This is a genomic window from Streptomyces sp. NPDC014907 (genome assembly GCF_055562975.1).
Window position 1 is genome coordinate 142,692 of the sequence record NZ_JBVHEG010000002.1, and the last position, 17,200, is coordinate 159,891.

At 74.1% G+C, this 17,200-nt stretch carries 12 protein-coding genes; 6 read left to right on the forward strand and 6 right to left on the reverse strand.

What is annotated here, in order from left to right:
- The first annotated feature begins 115 nt into the window (after nt 1-115).
- The 5 genes from ACZ3IL_RS06045 to ACZ3IL_RS06065 all read left to right on the forward strand — a co-directional run bounded on the left by ACZ3IL_RS06045 (nt 116) and on the right by ACZ3IL_RS06065 (nt 4,956).
- A complete protein-coding gene (locus tag ACZ3IL_RS06045) occupies nt 116-727 on the forward strand; it encodes a winged helix-turn-helix domain-containing protein (RefSeq protein ID WP_467387091.1) in 612 nt (203 codons plus the stop codon).
- 120 nt (nt 728-847) lie between these two features.
- The gene (locus ACZ3IL_RS06050; protein ID WP_467387092.1) at nt 848-1,846 is read left to right on the forward strand and encodes an NAD-dependent epimerase/dehydratase family protein; all 999 of its coding nucleotides are present in this window, start codon (nt 848-850) and stop codon (nt 1,844-1,846) included.
- A 222-nt stretch (nt 1,847-2,068) separates the two neighbouring features.
- Nucleotides 2,069-2,872 (forward strand): tyrosine-protein phosphatase, encoded by an 804-nt coding sequence (locus tag ACZ3IL_RS06055; RefSeq protein WP_467387094.1) that lies wholly within the window; start codon nt 2,069-2,071, stop codon nt 2,870-2,872.
- 138 nt (nt 2,873-3,010) lie between these two features.
- A complete protein-coding gene (locus ACZ3IL_RS06060) occupies nt 3,011-3,895 on the forward strand; it encodes a metal-dependent hydrolase (protein WP_467387096.1) in 885 nt (294 codons plus the stop codon).
- Nucleotides 3,895-4,956, forward strand: coding sequence for a PDR/VanB family oxidoreductase (locus tag ACZ3IL_RS06065; RefSeq protein ID WP_467387098.1), 1,062 nt, complete (start codon nt 3,895-3,897; stop codon nt 4,954-4,956). Before ACZ3IL_RS06060 ends, ACZ3IL_RS06065 begins: the two co-directional genes overlap by 1 nt.
- Before the next feature lie 15 nt (nt 4,957-4,971).
- Here ACZ3IL_RS06065 and ACZ3IL_RS06070 read toward each other — a convergent pair whose 3' ends face one another.
- Nucleotides 4,972-5,670 carry a hypothetical protein gene (locus ACZ3IL_RS06070; RefSeq protein ID WP_467387100.1) on the reverse strand — a complete coding sequence of 233 codons (699 nt, stop codon included), beginning with the start codon at nt 5,668-5,670 and terminating at the stop codon, nt 4,972-4,974.
- A 37-nt stretch (nt 5,671-5,707) separates the two neighbouring features.
- Between ACZ3IL_RS06070 and ACZ3IL_RS06075 the strand changes: the two genes are divergently transcribed.
- The gene (locus tag ACZ3IL_RS06075) at nt 5,708-6,457 is read left to right on the forward strand and encodes a TetR/AcrR family transcriptional regulator (RefSeq protein WP_467387102.1); all 750 of its coding nucleotides are present in this window, start codon (nt 5,708-5,710) and stop codon (nt 6,455-6,457) included.
- 180 nt (nt 6,458-6,637) lie between these two features.
- Here the strand turns inward: ACZ3IL_RS06075 and pulA are convergent, their stop codons facing one another.
- From pulA to ACZ3IL_RS06100, 5 genes are all read right to left on the reverse strand, one after another.
- A complete protein-coding gene (pulA, locus tag ACZ3IL_RS06080) occupies nt 6,638-11,929 on the reverse strand; it encodes a pullulanase-type alpha-1,6-glucosidase (protein ID WP_467387104.1) in 5,292 nt (1,763 codons plus the stop codon).
- A 593-nt stretch (nt 11,930-12,522) separates the two neighbouring features.
- The gene (locus ACZ3IL_RS06085; protein WP_467387106.1) at nt 12,523-13,608 is read right to left on the reverse strand and encodes a LacI family DNA-binding transcriptional regulator; all 1,086 of its coding nucleotides are present in this window, start codon (nt 13,606-13,608) and stop codon (nt 12,523-12,525) included.
- Nucleotides 13,596-15,263 (reverse strand): glycoside hydrolase family 13 protein, encoded by a 1,668-nt coding sequence (locus ACZ3IL_RS06090; protein ID WP_467387108.1) that lies wholly within the window; start codon nt 15,261-15,263, stop codon nt 13,596-13,598. Before ACZ3IL_RS06090 ends, ACZ3IL_RS06085 begins: the two co-directional genes overlap by 13 nt.
- 47 nt (nt 15,264-15,310) lie before the next feature.
- The gene (locus ACZ3IL_RS06095) at nt 15,311-16,180 is read right to left on the reverse strand and encodes a sugar ABC transporter permease (protein ID WP_467387110.1); all 870 of its coding nucleotides are present in this window, start codon (nt 16,178-16,180) and stop codon (nt 15,311-15,313) included.
- Nucleotides 16,177-17,190, reverse strand: a complete 1,014-nt coding sequence (locus ACZ3IL_RS06100) for a carbohydrate ABC transporter permease (RefSeq protein WP_467387112.1) — start codon at nt 17,188-17,190, stop codon at nt 16,177-16,179. Before ACZ3IL_RS06100 ends, ACZ3IL_RS06095 begins: the two co-directional genes overlap by 4 nt.
- Nucleotides 17,191-17,200: the final 10 nt, after the last annotated feature.

Sequence of the window (17,200 nt, forward strand, 5' to 3'; positions counted from 1 at the left end):
ACGCGTCGGCCCTCTAAAGCCCCGATCGGTCCGGTCCGATCCCCGGCCTCCGGCCGACGCGCACGACGTACGACGCCTGTCCGTCCGTTTCTCCGCGCGAAAGAGCTGATTCCCCATGGCCCACACCCAGAGCGCCTCCCTCACGGCCGTCCGTCCCGGCAGGCAGCGACTGCGCGCCGTCTCCCCGGACGAGGCCGTCGACCTCTCCCGGGTGGCCGGCTTCCTGCCGCCCGGCGCCACCCTGCTGCCCGCGCCGCAGCACGTGCTGCCGGTGCTGCCGGGCCGTCCGCCGATGGTCGGGTACCTCGTCCTCGTCCCGGCCGACCACCGGCCGCACCCGTCCGTGACCGCCGCCCCCTCCCCCGCGACCGAACCCGGGACCGAAACCGGGACCGGGGCCGACACCGGGGCCGGTGCCGGGACCTTCCCCGGCGCGGCCGGGGAGCGGGGGCCGGTGGCCGTCGACGGGGAACGGCGGATCGCCGTCGTGGACGGCCGGACGCTCGACCTCACGTACCTGGAGTTCGAACTCCTCGCCCATCTGGTGGCGCACCCCCACCGGGTGCACACCCGCGACCAGTTGGTCACCACGGTGTGGGGGTACGGACACGTGGGCGACGGGCGGACGGTCGACGTCCACGTGGCCCGGCTGCGCCGCAAGCTGGGCGCCGAGCACCGCCACACCATCCAGACCGTGCGGCGCGTCGGCTACAAGTACGCGCCCTGACGCCCCGGCCGGGCCCGCCCCGCCGTTCCCGTCCGACTCCCCGCCCGTTCCTCCCGAGGCGGAATCCTCCCGGAGCGGAACCCCCTGGCACCGTCCTCCCCGGCGGGGCAGGCTCGGGCCATGAGACTGCTGATGCTCGGAGGTACGGAGTTCGTCGGCCGCGCGATCGCCGAGGCCGCGCTCGGACGGGGCTGGGAGGTGACGGTCTTTCACCGGGGCCGCCACCCGGTCCCGGTGGGGGCCGCGTCGCTGACCGGGGACCGCAGCGCCCCCGGCGGGCTCGCCGCCCTCGCCACCGGTGCCTGGGACGCCGTCGTGGACACCTGGTCGGCGGCGCCCTCCGCGGTGCGGGACGCGGCCCGGCTGCTCGCGGACCGGGCCGGGCGGTACGCGTACGTGTCGAGCCGTTCCGTGTACGCCTGGCCGCCCGCCGCCGGGCTCGCGGAGGACGGCCCGCTGGTGGAGGGCTCCCCGGACGACGGGGACGTGCCCTACGCGGAGGCGAAGCGGGGCGGCGAACTGGCCGCGACGGCCGCCTTCGGCCCCGGCCGGACGCTGCTCGTCCGCGCGGGCCTGATCCTCGGCCCGTACGAGAACGTCGGCCGGCTCCCCTGGTGGCTGGGCAGGACCGCGCGCGGCGGCCCCGTCCTCGCCCCCGGGCCGCGCGGGGCGACGGTCCAGTACGTCGACGTGCGCGACCTCGCCGCGTGGACGCTGGACGCGGTGGCGGCGGGGCTCTCGGGGCCCTGCAACCTGGTCTCGCCGCCCGGGCACACGACCATGGGCGAGCTGCTCGACGCCTGCGTACGGGTGACCGGCGGCGGGGCCGAGCTGCGCTGGACGGAGCCGGAGGCGCTGCTCGCGGCCGGGGTGGCGCCCTGGACGGAGCTGCCCGTGTGGCTGCCGCCGGGCGAGGCGTACGACGCGATGCACACCGCCGACGTCTCCCGGGCGCTCGCGACCGGGCTGCGCTGCCGGCCGGTGGAGGAGACGGTCGCGGACACCTGGGCCTGGCTGGAGTCGCTCGGCGGCGTCGCGCCCCGGCGCCCGGACCGTCCGGGCGCCGGGCTCTCCCCGGAACGCGAGGCGGAGGTCCTGGCGGCGCTCGCGAAGGGGTGAGCGCACGTGCGGGGCGGGGCGCGCGTACGGCGGAACGCGCGTACGGCGGGAGCAGGGAGGAGGGGCGCGCGGCGGGGAGGGGAGGAGGCAGGACGCCCGAGCCCGGCGGGAGGGGGCGGGGCGCGCCCGCCCGGCGGACGTCGCGGACCGTGAGGAACTGCCCGAATCCGGGCGATCCACTACCGTCGACACGAACGCGTACGAACCGGAGGAGCCGACGCCATGCCCGCCATCCCCGCCGCCACCGTCGCCAACCTCCGCGATCTCGGCGGCCTGCCGCTCGGCGGCGGCCGGGCGGTCCGGCCCGGCCTCGTCCTCCGCTCCGCGATGCTCGACCGGCTCGACCCGGCCGAACCCGCCCTGGCCGGTCCGGGCGTCCGTACCGTCGTCGACCTCCGGACGGAGCCCGAGCGCACCGAGCGGCCGGACCGGCTGCCCGCCGGCGCCCGGCTGCTCGTCGCGGACGTGCTCGCCGACTGGCCGGCGGCGAACGGGCTGCCGCCGGCCGCGCGCCTGAAGACGCTGCTCACCGATCCGGTGCTCGCCGAGGAGCACCTGGGCGGGGGCCGGATGCGGGAGGCCTTCGCCCACACCTACCGCGCCTTCGTCTCCACCGCTTCCGCCCGCGCCGCCTACGGGGCCCTCCTCATGGAGCTGGGCGCGCCGGACGCCGGGCCGCTGCTCTTCCACTGCACGGCGGGCAAGGACCGGACGGGGTGGGCGGCGACGGTCGTCCTGTCGCTGCTCGGGGCGGACGAGGAGACGGTGCGGGAGGAGTACCTGTCGGTCAACCCGGCGGTGCGGCAGGCGTTCGCGCCGATGATCCAGGGGTTCACGGCCCAGGGCGGCGACCCGCAGCTGACGCTCGACCTGATCGGGGTGCTGCCGGAGTACCTGGACGCGGCGCTCGACGAGGTGGCGGTGCGGTACGGGTCGATGGAGACGTACGTGCGGGAGGGGCTGGGCGTGCCGGACGAGGCGGTCGGGCGGATGCGCGAGCGGCTGACGGCCGCGCGGGAGGAGTGACGGCGAACGGCCCGTCCGCGCGCGGGAGTACGGCCGGTGCCGCCCGTGGCCCTCCCCGGAGGACCGCCGCACCCCCGCCCGCGAAAAGAGCCCCGCCCGTGCCTGTTCCTCCGGCGTACCCCTCAGTACATTGACACCATGTCTCATAAGCAGCCCGCGCCGGTGGCGTCGGAGCACGCCGGACTCAGGGCCCGCAAGGTCTCCTTCGACTGGGAGGGGACGCCGCTCCACTGGGTTCCGGGCGATCCGTTCACCACGCACACCATCAACGTGCTGCACCTGCTGCTCCCGGCCGGCGAACGCTGGTTCGTGCACGTCTACAAGCAGGCCCTGCCGTACGTCACGGACGACCGGCTCCGCGAGGACGTCATCGGCTTCATCGGCCAGGAGGCCGTCCACTCCCAGGCCCACGACGACGTCCTGCCGCACCTGCGGAAGCTGGGCCTCGACCCCACCCCCTACACCGCGCAGGTGGACTGGCTCTTCGAGAAGCTGCTCGGGGACCGCACCCTGCCGCCCGGCCGGCCGCGCCGCTGGTGGCTGAGGGAACGGGTCGCGATGATCGCCGCCATCGAGCACTACACCGCCTTCCTGGGCGACTGGGTCCTCAACGCCGACGCCCTCGACCGGGCCGGCGCCGATCCCACCATGCTCGACCTGCTGCGCTGGCACGGCGCCGAGGAGGTGGAACACCGCGCGGTCGCCTTCGAACTCTTCATGCACCTCGACGGCGGCTACCGGCGCCGCGTCCGCACCTGGGCGATCGCCTTCTCCGCGCTCGTCTTCCTCTGGCAGCGCGGCATCCGCTTCTTCATGGCGAACGACCCGACCCTCACCGCCGCGAAGGCCTCCCCGGCGGACTTCGTGCGCAGGGGCCGGCGGGGCCTGCTGCCGTCCACCCCGGCCGTGCTGCGGTCCGCCCCCCGCTACCTCAGCCGCTCCTACCACCCCTCCCAGGAGGGGAGCACCGCGCAGGCGCTGGCCTACCTCGCCTCCTCCCCCGGCGCCAACGGGGGCCGCTGATGCCCCGGTTCGCCGCCGTCGCCCTCGCCGCCGGGGCCGCCCTGCTGGTCCGCCGCGCCGTCCGCGACCGCATGTCCACGGCCCCGCTGTGGCCGATGCCCGCCCTCGACGTGCCCGTGTCCGGATACGGCCGGGGCCGCACCGTCCCCCGCAAGGTCACGGTGACCCGCCGCACCACGCCCGCGGAGGGCGTCGTGGAACTGCGCCTCGAAGGCGACGGCCTGCCCGCCTGGCGGCCGGGCGCCCACGTCGACCTGGTCCTGCCCTCCGGGCTCGTCCGGCAGTACTCGCTCTGCGGCGACCCCGCCGACACCGGCGCGTACACGGTGGCGACCCGGCTGATCGGCGCCGGGGAGGGCGGCCGGGGCGGCTCGCGCGAGGTCCACGAACGGCTGCGCGAGGGCGTGGAGATCGAGGTCCGGGGCCCCCGGAACCGCTTCCCGCTCGTCGGGGCCCCCGCGTACGTCTTCGTCGCCGGGGGCATCGGCATCACCCCCGTCCTGCCCATGCTGCGCGCCGTGGAGGCCGCCGGGGCGGAGTGGCGGCTCGTGTACGGCGGGCGGAGCCGGGCCACCATGCCGTACCTCGCCGAGGTCGAGGCGCTGGGCGGCGACCGGGTGACCGTCGTCGCCCAGGACGAGTCGGGCCTCCCCGACCTGGGCTTCCTCGCGCGCGTACCGGACGCGACGGCCGTCTACTGCTGCGGTCCCGACGGGCTGATGGACGCGGTGGGCGCGGCGATGCCCGGGGGGCGGGCCCCGCGCCTGGAGCGCTTCACGGCCGCCACGACGGCCGGCGGCGAGCCCTTCGAGGCCGAACTGCGCCGCTCCGGGCGCACGGTGGCGGTGGCGGCCGGGCAGTCGCTCCTGGACGCGGTGCGCGCGGAACTGCCCGACGTGCCGTACTCCTGCCGCCAGGGCTTCTGCGGGACCTGCCGGCAGCGGGTCCTGGAGGGCGGGATCGACCACCGGGACGAGCTGCTCACCGACGCCGAGCGGGACGACTCGATGCTGATCTGCGTCTCGCGCTGCGCGGGGAAGCGGCTCGTGCTCGACCTCTGAGCCCCGGGACCGGCCCTACGGGAGGACCAGCCAGTCCAGGGCGAGCGCGGTGGCGAGGCCTCCCGCCAGGAGCCAGGTGGCGAGCCGCGTACGGCCGTTGCGGGACAGCTCGATCACGATCCCGCAGAGGATCATGGCGAGTCCGTACACGCCGACGACCAGGACGGACGTACGGCTCGCGAGACGGACGACGAGGACCGCGGCGAGGGCGACGAGGAGGACCGAGGCGGCGGCGACGCGCAGCCGCCTCGCCTGCCGGGGGGTGAGCCCCCCGACGGTGCTGCCGCCGGCGCCGTCCTCACCGGCGCCGTCCTCTTCGCCCGCGAACTCCTCGGCCGGGCCCTCTTCACCGGCGTCCCCGGAGTCCTTCCGCGGGGGCGCTCCGGCGGCCTTCCCGGCCGTCCCCCGGGCGGGTGCCGCCGGCTCGGCCGGCCTCTCCGCACCGGACTTCCCGACCGGGTTCTCCGCACCGGGCTTCCCGGCCGCACGCTCCGCACCGGCGGCCTTTCCCGCCGGCTTCTCCGCACCGGGCTTCCCGCCGGGTTCTCCGGCGGGCCTCTCCGTCTCCTCCGGCGCCCCTCCGGACGTTCCGCGCGGCGCGGGGACGCCGGGGGTCGCCGCGGCCCCTCCGGCCTTCGCGGTCTTCGGGGTCCTGGGGGCCCCGGAGGCCTTCGGGGACTCGGCCAACGGGGTGTCCTGGTCGGGAGCGCTCATGGGGCAGGAGCGTAACCGACCCCGTTAGGCTGTTCGCATGACGACCGGGGTGCGCCGCAGAATGGGCGTCGAGGAGCGCAAGCAGCAGCTGATCGGGGTGGCCCTCGAACTCTTCGGCCACCGCTCGCCCGACGAGGTGTCCATCGACGAGATCGCCGCGGCCGCGGGGATCTCGCGGCCGCTGGTCTACCACTACTTCCCCGGCAAGCAGAGCCTCTACGAGGCCGCCCTGCGGCGGGCCGCCGACGAGTTGGCGGCCCGGTTCGCGGAACCGCACCGGGGGCCGCTGGGCGCGCGGCTGCTGCGGGTGATGGGCCGCTTCTTCGACTTCGTGGAGGGTCACGGCCCGGGTTTCACGGCGCTGATGCGCGGCGGCCCGGCGGCCGGGTCGTCCACGGCGAACGCGATGATCGACGAGGTCCGGCAGGCCGCGTACGAGCAGATCCTCACGCACCTCGGGGTCGAGGAGCCTTCCGCGCGCCTGGAGTTGGTGGTCCGCTCCTGGGTGTCCCTCGCCGAGACGACGGCGCTGCTCTGGCTGGACGGACGGCGGGTGCCGCGCGCGGAGCTGGAGTTGCAGCTCGTGCACGACTTCGCCGCGCTGGCGGCGGTGAGCGCCGCGTACGACTCCGGGATGGCGGAGGTCCTGGTCGGCATCCTCGCCGACGAGCCGGCCGACGGCCCGTTCGGGGACCTGGTGTCCCGCCTCGCCGCGCTCGTGCCCGCACCGGCCGTCCCGGCGGCCCCGAACGCGCTGCCCGCCGTACCGGGCCGGCGGGCGCCGTGACGACGGCACCGGCACGGGTGGCCTTCCGGCGGACGGACGGCCGCGATCCCGGTCCGCCGGCGGAGGCGTACTACGGGGCCGCCGGCTACCGTGCCGTCGGCGAGGAGCCGGGAAGGCCCGCCGCCGACGGCACGCGCCACGGGGTCGCCCCGAGGGAGCGGGGGCTCCCCGGGGGGCCGGTCACCCGGCCTTGAACACCGCCACCGTCCGCGCCGGGACCGTGAAGGTGCCCGAGTCCTTCTCGTAGGCGGCGGTCTTCACCACCGCGTCGGAGCCCTCCGCCTGGACCGGGTGCAGGCGGTAGCCCGTGCCCGCCAGGCCGGTGACCTCCTGGGTCTGCGTCCGCGGGCTCGCGTTGAGGACGACGACGAGGTCGCCGAGGCGCATGGTGATCACGCCCGGGGCCTCGCCGGGGCCGGAGAGCGGGAAGGACAGGGCCGACCGCACCCGGTCGGTGGTGTCCAGGGAGAAGACCGGTTCGGTGGTGCGGATCTTCTGGAGGTCCCGGTACGCGGCCGAGGCCCCGTCGATCTGCGCGCAGCCGGGCGTGAGGGACGGGTTCACCAGGAGCGGCCTGCCGTGGTCCCACTTGGCCCGGTTGTCGGCGGCGGGCGGCAGGCCCCGGCCGAAGCCGTTGCCGTCGCGGCAGTCCCAGTGGATCGCGTTGAACCAGTCGCCGCTGTCGTGCGAGTTGCGGTCGAGGGACTTGGAGCGCAGCAGGTCCGAACCGGCCTGGGAGAGCGCCGGGCCCTGCGAGAGGGTGGCCGTCGCCATGGCGAGGACCTGCGCCCTGGCGCGGTCGGCCGGGGACGTGTCCGCCGGGAGCTTGAAGGCGAGCGCGTCGTACAGGGTCTCGTTGTCGTGGGCGTCGGCGTAGGCCAGGGCGTCACCGGGGGCGGCGGCGTATCCGGCGGGGGCGCCGTTGTAGTCGACCTCGGAGCCCTTCACCGTGCGCCCGGAGGTGTCGGTGAAGGTGTAGTCGGCGAGGTTGCCGGTCAGGCCGACCTTGATGAGGTCCTGGTAGTGCAGGAGCCGGGCCTTCTGCTGTTCGGGGGTGCCGTTGGCGGGCGAGGGGTTGGGGTCGGTGAAGAGGCCGGAGGCGAAGCCCTGGACGCCGGGGTCCTCGTCGAAGGGGCCGCCGCCGCGCACGGCGTCGCGGGCGCGGTCGGAGAAGGTCGCGATGCCCGTGCCGGCCATGTTCTTCTGGGTGGCCTGGACGAAGCGGGCGTCGTCGGCGACCTCGCCGAAGTTCCAGCCCTCGCCGTAGAGGACGATCGCCCTGCCGTCCACGCCGTCCTTGGCGGGGGTCAGGGCGTCGAGGGCCCTGCGGACGGCGAGGACGTTCTCCTTCGGGTGGTGGCCCATGAGGTCGAAGCGGAAGCCGTCGACCTTGTACTCCCTGGCCCAGGTGACCACCGAGTCCACGACGAGCTTGCCCATCATGGCGTTCTCGGGCGCGGTGTTGGCGCAGCAGGTGGAGGTGGCGACGGAGCCGTCCGCCTGGAGGCGCTGGTAGTAGCCGGGCACGATCCGGTCGAGGACGGACTTGTCGGACTGTCCCGCGGCGATGGTGTGGTTGTAGACGACGTCCATGACGGTGCGCAGCCCGTCGCCGTTGAGGGCCTGGACCATCCGCCGGAACTCGACCGTGCGGCGGGTGCCTTCGGGGTCGGTGGCGTAGGAGCCCTCGGGGACGGTGTAGTGCAGCGGGTCGTAGCCCCAGTTGTAGGCGTCGCCGGCCGCGGCGGCGGTGACGCAGGCCTGCTGCTCCTCGGAGTCGGGGGCGTAGACCTTGAGGTCGCAGGCCGGTTCGGTCCGCGCGGACTTCTTCTCGGGGACGGTGCCGATGTCGAAGGCCGGGAGGAGGTGGACGTGGGAGGTGCCGGAGGCGGCGAGGTCGCGCAGGTGCTTCGAGCCCTTGCTGTCCTTGTCGGTGAAGGCGAGGTAGGTGCCCCGGTGGTCCGGGCGGGCCGTGGTGTCCGCGACGGAGAAGTCGCGGATGTGGAGTTCCTGGATCTGGGCGTCCCGCAGCGGCACGGGCGCGGGCTTCCTCAGCGTCTTCCAGCCGGCGGGGGCGAGCTTCGGGTCGGTGAGGTCGACGGCGAGGCTGCGGGCGGAGTCGGTGGTGAGGGCGGTGGAGTAGGGGTCGGTGACCTTGTTGGTGACGACCTTCCGGACGGTGGGGGCCCAGACCGTCACGGCGTACCGGTAGGGCTTGCCGGTCCAGGACCGCGGGCCGGTGGCGGACCAGACGCCGGAGGCGTCGTCGCGGCGCATGGGCACGGTCCGGCCGTCGAGTTCGAGGGCGACGGTCCGGGCGGTGGGGGCCCACACGGAGAGGGTGACCCGGCCGTCGCGGAAGACGGGGCCGAGGGCGGCGCGGGTGGCCTTCCTCGCGTACAGGTCGTCGAGGACGCCGGCGGTCTGGACGCCGGTGGCGGCGAGCAGGGCGCCGTTGGCGGCGCGCTGGGTGGCGACGATCTGGCCGCGCAGGGAGTCGCGGACGCGGTCGGCGTCGCGCGGGTCGACGGTGAAGGCCGGGTAGTCCCGGAGGTGGGGGTGCGCGGCCTTCTGGGCGTCGGTGAGGGCGGCCGGGTTCAGCCGGAGCCACCGGCCCTCGGTGTTCAGGGCGCCGCCGGTGACGGTGATCCCGCCGTCCTCGTCGTACACGAGCTGCTGGCTGGTGGCGTCGGTGGCCTTGACCTTCCAGACGACGGTGTTCCGGTCGATCCACTGGGCCCCGGCCTTGCCGAGGTCGAGGTCCGGGGCGCCGCCGGTGGTCGGCAGGAGGTACTCGGCCCGCCCGGAGAGCTGCCAGACCTCGTGGCCGTGGGTGGCGAGGTCGAGGGACTGGTCGGTGGGCAGGTCCTTCTCGTCGCCCTTGTGGAGGATGTACGAGAGGGTGGTGGCGCCTTCGGCGAGGGGGACCTCGTAGACGGCGCCGTACGCGTCGACGCGGGTGGGCGGGAGGGGCTTGGCCCAGTCGGTGGGCCGGGCGGCGCCGGTCCAGGTGTGGAGGCCCCAGCCCTCGTAGTTCCCGTCGGGCCGCTGGTAGTGGATGACGGCCTTCGTCCGGTCGGGGACGGCGGGGGCCGGGTTCGTGTCGGACTGGCCGTCGGTGCCCTGCGTGATCCAGACCTCGCCGGTGCGGCCGAGGTCGACGGTGCGCTGCGGGCCGTCGGCGGTGCCGTCCTTCTCGACGGTGTACGGGATCGTGGAGGCGCCCTCGGGGACGTCGACCCAGGCGAAGGCGCCGTGGGCGTCGCGGCCGGTGAAGGGGGCCTCCTGGCCCGCGGCCCTCAGCTTCCAGCCGTCGTAGTTCCCGTCCTCGCGCTTGTAGTGGACGACGGCGTGGGTGCGTTCGACGGCGACCGGCTTCCCGGTCACCGGGGGCGCGCCCGCCGTGGTGGCGGCGGTGGCGCTCGCGGTGCGGCCGGAGCCGTCGACGACGACGGCCTTGTAGCGCAGGGCGGTGCCGGCGGGGGCGGTCACGTGCTGGGTGACCTTGTAGGGGGCGTGGTCGGCGGTGCCGAGGGTCTGCCAGCGTCCGTTGCCGACCTGGGCGGCGAAGACGACCCGGCCGAGCGCGTCGCCGGTGACGCCGGCGGAGAGTTCGACGGTGCCGGTGGCTCCGGCGGCCGGGGGCCTCAGCGTGATGCCGGGCCGCACGGCCGGGACCGGGAGGGCCCGGTCGGCCCGGAGGACCAGGGAGGAGAGGGCGGGGACGGTGACGGTGACCCGGCCCCCGGTGGCGGTGACGGTGCCCCTGCCTCCGTACAGCGTCCGGAAGTCCTCCGAGTCGACGGGGATCGTGACGGTCCTGTCGGTGGTGGCGCTGTTGGCGGCGACGAGGTACTCGGTGCGGTCCTTCGCGTCCGTGCGGGAGAAGGCGTAGACGGAGCCCTCGGCGTACCGTTCCCGCTGGACTCCGTCGCGGAGGGCGGGGTGTTCGCGGGTGAGCTTCGACAGGGCGGCGATGGAGCGGTAGAGCGGGTGGCCGGTGTCGTACGCGTCGGTGGCGTGGGTGCGGTCGGTGCCGAGCTGGTCGTCGTCGAGGTAGTCGGCGGCCCGGGAGGCGAAGAGGGGCTGGCGGGCGTCCTTGTCGCCGCCGGCGCCGGTGAAGCCCTGTTCGTCGCCGGCGTAGACCACCGGGTTGCCCCGGGAGAGGAACATCAGCTCGTTGGCGAGGCGGGCGCGCCGGACGAGTTCGGCGTCGGGGGCGTCCGGGTTGTCCTGGGCGAGGAAGCCGCCGAAGCGGCCCATGTCGTGGTTGCCGAGGAAGGTGACCTGCTCGTAGGCGTTGGCCTTGTCGGTGGTGTAACGGTGGTCCTCGGCGAAGACCCTGGCGAGCTTGTCGGCTCCGGCGCCCCGGGAAGCGAAGGCGCGGGCGGCGTCCTGGAAGGGGAAGTCGAGGGTGGCGTCGAGGCGGCCCCGGGTGACGTAGGGGGCGGTGACGGCGGGGTCGGAGGAGTAGACCTCGCCGAACATGAAGAAGTCCTCGCGGCCCTGCTTCCTGGCGTAGGCGTCGAGGGCGGTGGCCCACTGGGTCCAGAAGTCCAGGTTCACGTGCTTGACGGTGTCGACGCGGAAGCCGTCGATGTCGAAGTCGTGGACCCAGGTCTCGTAGATCCTCTTCATGCCCTCGACGACCTCGGGGCGTTCGGTCCACAGGTCGTCCAGGCCGACGAAGTCGCCGTACTCGGCGGACTCGCCGGCCCAGGTGGAGTCGCCCCGGTTGTGGTACATCGTGGGGTCGTTGAGCCAGGCGGGCTTCTTGGCGTCCTTCTCCGCGACGGGGGTGTAGGGGAAGGAGTCCGCGTCCACCCTGCCGACGGCGGTCCGGTCGTCGAAGGGGCGGCCTTCCCTGTCGAGGTAGGGGTAGGCGCCCTTGGGGCGGTAGCCGTACTTCTTCTCGGCGTGGCCGACGGTGTCGGCGGTGTGGTTGGTGATGACGTCGAAGAAGACCTTCATGCCCTTGGCGTGGGCGGCGGCGATCAGCTTCCGCAGGTCGTCGTTGGTCCCGAAGTGGGGGTCGACGCGGGTGAAGTCGGTGATCCAGTAGCCGTGGTAGCCGGCGGAGGCGTCCTTGCCGGTGCCCTGGACGGGCCGGTTCCGGAAGATCGGCGCCATCCAGATGGCGGTGGTGCCGAGGCCCTTGATGTAGTCGAGCCGCTGGGTGAGGCCCTTGAGGTCGCCGCCCTGGTAGAAGCCCTTGTCCGTGGGGTCGAAACCGGTCTCGGTGCGGCTGCCGGTGAGACCGCCCCGGTCGTTGGAGGGGTCGCCGTTGGCGAACCGGTCGGGCAGCACGAAGTAGAACTGCTCGCGGGTCAGGTCGTGACGGGCCGGCTGGGCCGCGAGCGCGCGGTCCGACGGCGGGGCGGGCGGGCGGGGCGCGGCGGTCGCGGGGACGGCGGGCACGAGGGCCGCGCACAGGGCGGCGGCCAGTGCGACCGCCGTTCTCTTGCGTATCACGGGGAAGCTCCCTGGAGGTACGGGAAGAGGGGGCCGCCCCGGGTGGGGGGCCCTGCGGTGCGGAGGGGGATCTGCCGTGGAGCGGGGGGGGTCGGCCGTGGAGCGGGGGGGGGTCGGCCGTGGGGGGGGTGGCGTTCGGGGCGGGCCGTCCGGTGGCGGGGGCGGTCGCGGCGCGGTCGGCGCCGGACTCACTCCCGCGCGGTGTCACCGGAGGCGGGACGGGGGCCGGCCGGGGGCGCGGGGGCGGTGGGGCGGCGACCGGACGGGTGCGCGGGGGCGGTGGGGTTCCCGGGGCGGCCGGGGCGGCGCCGGGCGGACGGGGCGGACTTCCGGGCGGACGGTACGGCGGTGAGGGCGTTCTCGCCGGGTGGGCCGGGCGGGCCGGGCCGTGCCGGCGGGGCCTCTTCCGTGACGGCCGGAGCGGCCCCCGCCACGGGGGCGGGTACGGCGGCCACGGTTCTTCTGGCCATGCTTCCTCCTGTACGACCTCACCGTCGCAAGAAGTTGCCGAAAAGCTCAGCAACCGTTTTCAGCCGTGACCGTACGAGTGCCCCGGCGCCCGGTCAACCCTCCGGACGCCGCCGCGCGAGTTTTTACGGAAGCGGCTTCGGCCGCTCGCCCCGGGCGGGCGGCTGCGCGGTCGAACCGCGCACCACCAGCTCGGGCTGGAAGACGAACTCCGTGCGCTGCACCGGGTTCCCCTCGATCTCCTCCAGGAGCGCGCCCACGGCGGCCGTGGCCATCGCCTGGACGGGCTGGCGGACGGTGGAGAGCGGCGGGCTGGTGAAGGCGATCAGGGGCGAGTCGTCGAAACCGACGACGGAGACGTCCCCGGGCACGTCGAGGCCCCGGGCGCGGACCGCGCGGATCACGCCGAGCGCCATCAGGTCGGAGCCGCAGACGATGCCCGTGCAGCCCTCGCGCAGCAGGATGTCGGCGGCGGCGTGGCCGCCCTCGACCCCGAAGAGCGTGGGGCGGACGAACCGTTCGGCGTCCGCGCGGCCGATGCCGAGGAGTTCGTACAGCTCGGCGGCGAAGCCCTCGGCCTTGCGGCGCGAGGGGACGTACCGGGTGGGGCCGATGGCGAGGCCGATGCGTTCGTGCCCCAGCTCGACCAGGTGCCGCACGGCCATCCGGGCCGCCGCCCGGTCGTCCGGGGAGACGAAGTTGGCGTCGATGTGCTCGTTGTAGCCGTTGACGAGGACGAACGGCACTCCCCGGGCGGCGAGCCGGTCGTAGCGGGTCGGGTCGGCGGTGGCGTCCGCGTGGAGACCGGAGAGGAAGACGATGCCGGCCACCCCGCGCTCCACGAGCTGCTCGACCAGTTCGTCCTCGGTGGCGCCGCCGGGCATCTGGGTGCAGAGCACCGGGGTGTAGCCGTGGCCGGCGAGCACCTGCTCGACGACCTGCGCGAACGCCGGGAAGATCGGGTTGGTCAGCTCGGGCACCACGAGGCCGACGAGACCCGCGCTGCGCCGTTTGAGGCGTACGGGGCGCTCGTAGCCGAGCACGTCGAGCGCCGCGAGCACCTTGTGCCGGGTCGCGCCGGCCACCCCCGCCTTGCCGTTGAGGACGCGGCTGACGGTGGCCTCGCTGACCCCGGACTGGGCCGCGATGTCCGCGAGCCGCGGGGCGCCGGGAACGACGCCCCGCGGCAGGGGAATCGTCACACCGCCCACCAGACGGTGGTGTCGGCGGGCAGCTCCACCGCGTCGTCCCCGGGGGAGACCGGCGCGCTGGAGAGGAGGAACCGGCCGGGCAGCGGGACGGAGATGGCCCGGCCGGTGGTATTGGCGGTGCAGACGAAGCCGTCGCGCCGGAAGGCGAGGACGCCCTCGGGGGCCTCCAGCCACTCGACGCCGGAGCCCGCGCCGAGACCGGGCTGGGCGCGGCGCACGGCGAGGGCGCCGCGGTACAGCTCCAGGGTGGAGTCCGGGTCACCGGTCTGCGCCTCGACGCTCAGCTCGCCCCAGGTCGCGGGCTGCGGCAGCCAGGAGCCGCCGCTGCCGAAGCCGTACGAGCCGCCCCCGACGGTCCACGGGATCGGCACCCGGCAGCCGTCGCGGAAGCCGTCCTGGCCGCTGGCGCGCCAGAACGACGGGTCCTGACGGACCTCGTCGGGCAGGTCGGTGACGTCCGGCAGGCCGAGTTCCTCGCCCTGGTAAACGTAGGCCGAACCGGGCAGGGCCAGCATCAGGAGGGTGGCGGCGCGGGCCCGGCGCAGGCCGAGTGCGCGGTCGCCGGCCTCGCGGAGCTGGGTGCCGAGGCCCGCCGGGTTGGCGAAGCGGGTGGCGTGCCGGGTGACGTCGTGGTTGGAGAGCACCCAGGTGGCGGGGGCGCCGACCGGGCGCATCGCGGCGAGCGAGGCGTCGATGACGGCCCGCAGTTCGGCCGCGTCCCAGTGGGTGCCCAGGTACTGGAAGTTGAAGGCCTGGTGCATCTCGTCGGGGCGCACGTAGTTGGCGGTGCGGTCGACGGTCGGGGTCCAGGCCTCGGCGACGAGGATGCGCTCCCCGTCGTACTCGGAGAGGACCTGGCGCCAGGAGCGGTAGATCTCGTGGACGCCGTCCTGGTCGAAGAAGGGCATGACGTCGTTGCCGAGCAGCTTGAGCTGGTCGTGGGCGCCGATGTCGGGCAGGCCGTCGGCCTTGACGAGGCCGTGGGCGACGTCGACGCGGAAGCCGTCGACGCCCATGTCGAGCCAGAAGCGCAGGATCGAGCGGAACTCGTCGCGTACGGCGGGGTGTTCCCAGTTGAAGTCGGGCTGCTCCGGGGCGAAGAGGTGCAGGTACCACTCACCGGGGGTGCCGTCCGGGTTCTCGGTGCGCGTCCAGGCCGGGCCGCCGAAGATGGACTCCCAGTCGTTGGGCGGGAGTTCGCCGTCCGTGCCCTTGCCGGGGCGGAAGTGGTAGCGCTCGCGCAGCGGGGACCCGGGGCCCTCGCGCAGCGCCCGCTGGAACCATTCGTGCTGGTCGGAGGAGTGGTTGGGCACCAGGTCCACGATGATCCGCAGGCCCAGGTCGTGGGCCTCCCGGATCACCGCGTCGGCGTCGAGCAGGGAGCCGAACATGGGGTCGATGGCCCGGTAGTCGGCGACGTCGTAGCCGGCGTCGGCCTGCGGCGAGGCGTAGAACGGCGAGAGCCAGACGGCGTCGACGCCCAGTTCCTTGAGGTAGGGCAGCCGGCTGCGGACGCCCTCCAGGTCGCCCATGCCGTCGCCGTTGCCGTCGGCGAAGCTGCGGGGGTAGACCTGATAGATCACGGCGTCTCTCCACCAGCCCGTGTGCGTGCCGGTGGTGGGGGCGGCGGCCGGGGCGGCAAGATGCTGGGTCATGTCTTCCCTGGGAGGTATGGAGGGGCGTACGGAGGCGGTGATCGGGCTCAGCCCTTGACGGCGCCGGCGGACATGCCGGTGACCAGGTGCCGCTGGGCGAAGAGGAACACCAGGGCGGCGGGGATGGCAATGAGCACGGAGGCCGCGGACATCGGGCCCCACTGGGCGCCGTACTGGTTGACGAACTTCTGCAGTCCGCCCGCGAGGGTGAGGTTCTCGTCCCCGACCATGAAGGCGGAGGCGTAGGCGACCTCGCCCCAGGCGGTGATGAAGGAGTAGAAGGCGGTGACGGCGATGCCCGGCTTGGCGAGCGGCAGGATGAGCCGCCAGAAGGTGCCGAAGGGGGTGAGGCCGTCGACGTAGCCGGACTCGTCGATCTCGCGCGGGATGGTGTCGAAGAAGCCCTTCATCATCCAGGCGCAGAACGGGACGGCGATGGTCAGGTACGTGATGACCAGGCCGGCCGGCTGGTTGAGCAGGCCCATCGACGCCATGATGTTGTAGATCGGCACGATCAGGACGGCGACCGGGAACATCTGGGTGACGAGCAGCGTCCACATCAGGCCGCGCTTGCCGGGGAAGCGGAAGCGGCTGACGGCGTAGCCGGTGGTGGCGGAGATGAAGACGCCGACGACGGTGGTGAGGCCGGCGACGAGCAGCGAGTTGCCGAACCAGGTGAGGAAGGGGGTGTCCTTCAGCAGGTTCGTGTAGTTCTCGAAGGTCGTCTCCTTCACGAAGTCCGTGGTGGTCGCGTACTCCGCCGGCTTCAGCGAGGTCAGCAGCACCCAGAGCACCGGGAAGACGGCGATCACGGAGGCGACGATCAGGGTGAGGTGCAGCCCGGCCGAGGCGAGCGGCGAACGGCGTCCGCGCACCGGGGCGTTCAGGGCCTGGGGGGCGGGGGTCGTGGTGGTCACCAGACTTCTCCCTGCTTGCGGAGGACGCGCCGGTAGATCGCGGCGAAGACCATCAGGAGGATCAGGATCAGCACGCCCCACGTGGAGGACTGGGCGAAGTCGCGCGGGCTGATCTCGAAGGAGAACTTGTACGCCTGGGTGACGAGGATCTGGGTGGCCTCGCCGGGACCGCCCCGGGTGAGCAGGAAGATCACCGGGAACATGTTGAAGGTCCAGATGGTGGAGAGCAGCAGCACCGTGGTCGAGACCGAGCTGAGGCCCGGCATGGTGATGTTGCGGAAGCGCTGCCAGGCGTTGGCGCCGTCCATCTCGGCGGCCTCGTACAGCTCGCCGGGGATGGACTGGAGGCCGCCGAGGAGGGCGACCATCATGAACGGGACGCCGAGCCAGACGTTGACGGCGATGACCGCGAACTTGGCGACCAGCGGGTCGTTGAGCCAGGGCACGGCCGAGATGCCGCCGCCCGCCAGGATCTCGTTGAGCAGACCGCGGCGCTCGTCGAAGAGGAACCGCCAGGCGAACACGGAGACGAAGCCGGGGACGGCCCAGGGCAGGACCAGCAGCATCCGGTAGACGGAGCGGCCGGCGATCCTGCGGTTGAGGACGTTGGCGAGGGTGAGGCCGAGGGCGAAGGTGATCGAGACGCAGGCCACCGTCCACACGACGGTCCAGACGAGCGTGCCGAGGAACTGGGTCCCGGTGAGCGCCTCGGTGTAGTTGTCCACCCCGACGAACTCGTACGTGGCCGGGATCTGGTTGACGCCGATGGACCGGGCGACGTTCCGCTCGTTCGCGTCGGTGAACGACAGGTAGATGCCACGAACCAGCGGGTAGCCGATGATCACGCCGATCACGACGACCACCGGGGCGACCATCGCCCAGGCGTACCAGTGGGTGGCGAGGGAGCGCTTGCGCACGCTCCGGCGCTTGCCAGTTCCGCGGCTCCGGCCGCGGGCGACGCTGTCGCCCGCGGCCTTCGCCACCGACTGGCCGGTGGTGTCCACAGCCATCAGCCGGTCT

What these genes read in the sequence shown, in the direction of transcription:
- ACZ3IL_RS06045 (WP_467387091.1), top strand. Translation starts at nt 116, where the DNA reads ATGGCCCACACCCAGAGCGCCTCCCTCACGGCCGTCCGTCCCGGCAGG.
- ACZ3IL_RS06050 (WP_467387092.1), top strand. Translation starts at nt 848, where the DNA reads ATGAGACTGCTGATGCTCGGAGGTACGGAGTTCGTCGGCCGCGCGATC.
- ACZ3IL_RS06055 (WP_467387094.1), top strand. Translation starts at nt 2,069, where the DNA reads ATGCCCGCCATCCCCGCCGCCACCGTCGCCAACCTCCGCGATCTCGGC.
- ACZ3IL_RS06060 (WP_467387096.1), top strand. Translation starts at nt 3,011, where the DNA reads ATGTCTCATAAGCAGCCCGCGCCGGTGGCGTCGGAGCACGCCGGACTC.
- ACZ3IL_RS06065 (WP_467387098.1), top strand. Translation starts at nt 3,895, where the DNA reads ATGCCCCGGTTCGCCGCCGTCGCCCTCGCCGCCGGGGCCGCCCTGCTG.
- ACZ3IL_RS06070 (WP_467387100.1), bottom strand. Translation starts at nt 5,670, where the DNA reads ATGAGCGCTCCCGACCAGGACACCCCGTTGGCCGAGTCCCCGAAGGCC.
- ACZ3IL_RS06075 (WP_467387102.1), top strand. Translation starts at nt 5,708, where the DNA reads ATGACGACCGGGGTGCGCCGCAGAATGGGCGTCGAGGAGCGCAAGCAG.
- ACZ3IL_RS06090 (WP_467387108.1), bottom strand. Translation starts at nt 15,263, where the DNA reads ATGACCCAGCATCTTGCCGCCCCGGCCGCCGCCCCCACCACCGGCACG.
- ACZ3IL_RS06100 (WP_467387112.1), bottom strand. Translation starts at nt 17,190, where the DNA reads ATGGCTGTGGACACCACCGGCCAGTCGGTGGCGAAGGCCGCGGGCGAC.